Below are 1,528 nucleotides of genomic sequence, written 5' to 3' on the forward strand. Positions count from 1 at the left end.
CCCTCACCCCGCGTGCAGCATCAAGCCGATGCCCGCCACCATCAGGCCCGCCGCCACCAGTCTCGGCGTGCCGAAGCGTTCCTTGAAGAAGAGCGTGCCTATCGCCGCGCCGACGATGATCGACGACTCCCGCAGCGCGGAGACCGGGGCCAGTTCCGCCTTCGTCTGGGCCCACAGGACAAGGCCGTACGCGGAGACCGACAGGGCCGCGCCCAGCAGGCCGACCGCCGCGAACGGGCGGAGCCTGGCGGCCAGTTCGCCCCGCCAGCGGTACGCCGCGTACGCCGGGACCGCGATGCCCTCCAGGATCATCAGCCACGCGATATAGCCCATGGACGAGCCGGACGCGCGTACGCCCAGACCGTCCACCACCGTGTACGCAGCGATGGAGACGCCCGTCGCGAGAGCCGCGCCGATCGCCGCCCAGTCCGGGCGGCGCCCCGACCCCCGTATGCCCCACAGCGCGAGGCCCGTCAGGCCCGCGCAGGACAGGGCGACGCCCGACGCCTGCCAGCCGTCCGGGATCTCGCCCGCGAAGACCGCAGCGAGGACCGTGACCACCAGCGGGGCCGTGCCGCGCGCGATGGGGTACGCCTGGCCGAAGTCGCCGAGCTTGAACGAGCGCATGAGCAGGGCGTAGTAGCCGACGTGCAGCAGCGCGGAGAGGACCAGATACGGCCACGCCCCCGCCGCCGGGAGTGCGACGAAGGGGGCGAGGAGCAGACCGATCAGCGTGCCGCCGCCGGAGATGAGCGTGAAGCCGACCAGCTTGTCGGTGATGTGGTGGGCGATCGCGTTCCAGCTGGCGTGCGTGACGGCGGCGAGCAGCACCGCCGCCGCGACCAGCGGGGTCACTTCGCGGTCTCGCGCACGTCCACCAGCGCGGCGCCCGCGTGGGTGATCAGCGCCTTGGGGTCCATGGGGAAGACGGCGTACGGGGTGCCGGCCGCCGCCCACACCACGTCGTGGGCGAGGAGCGAGCGGTCGGCGAGTACGCGGGTCCTGGTGGCGTGACCGAAGGGCGGTACGCCGCCGATCGCGAAGCCGGTGGTCTCCCGGACGACGTCCGCCTTGGCGCGGGTGACCTTCTCCGCGCCCAACTCGGCGCGGACCAGGTCGAGATCGACCCTTGACGCGCCGTCCATCAGGACCAGTACCGGCACACCGTCCGCCGCGAAGATCAGGGACTTGCAGATCTGGCTCAGCTCGCATCCGATCGCGGCCGCCGCCTCCTGCGCGGTCCGGGTCTGCTCCGGGAAGCGGCGGGCCCGGCCGATCACCTCGGCCAGACCGAGCTCGCGCAGGGCGGCGGCGAAACGGGGGTGGGCGGCGGACTCGACGGGTCCGGCCGGGGACACGGCCGGTTCAGTCGCGGACTCGGCGGGTTCAGCGGGTTCAGTCGCGGACTCGGCGCGTTCAGTAGTGCTCATTCCGGCACGCTAGCGGTCCGTGTACGGGGCACGCGACCGCGTATCCGCATGCCGGACAGCGGAGTCCGCCCCCCTCGCTCAGTCCCCCGCCACCAACA

Annotated in this window: 2 protein-coding genes; both read right to left on the reverse strand. The window is 72.8% G+C overall.

Annotated elements, in window-relative coordinates; translation table 11 throughout:
* Positions 1 to 3: 3 nt before the first annotated feature.
* The gene (locus GKQ77_RS32645; RefSeq protein WP_219692767.1) at positions 4 to 855 is read right to left on the reverse strand and encodes an EamA family transporter; all 852 of its coding nucleotides are present in this window, start codon (positions 853 to 855) and stop codon (positions 4 to 6) included.
* Positions 852 to 1,430, reverse strand: coding sequence for a YbaK/EbsC family protein (locus GKQ77_RS32650; protein WP_219692768.1), 579 nt, complete (start codon positions 1,428 to 1,430; stop codon positions 852 to 854). The genes GKQ77_RS32645 and GKQ77_RS32650 overlap by 4 nt, the downstream gene beginning before the upstream one ends.
* Between the last annotated feature and the right edge of the window lie 98 nt (positions 1,431 to 1,528).

It is taken from the genome of Streptomyces anatolicus, assembly GCF_019400875.1.
Taxonomy (GTDB): domain Bacteria; phylum Actinomycetota; class Actinomycetes; order Streptomycetales; family Streptomycetaceae; genus Streptomyces; species Streptomyces anatolicus.

Bases quoted from the DNA above. Each gene is read 5' to 3' on its own strand.
- GKQ77_RS32650 (WP_219692768.1), bottom strand. From the start codon at position 1,430: ATGAGCACTACTGAACGCGCCGAGTCCGCGACTGAACCCGCTGAACCC.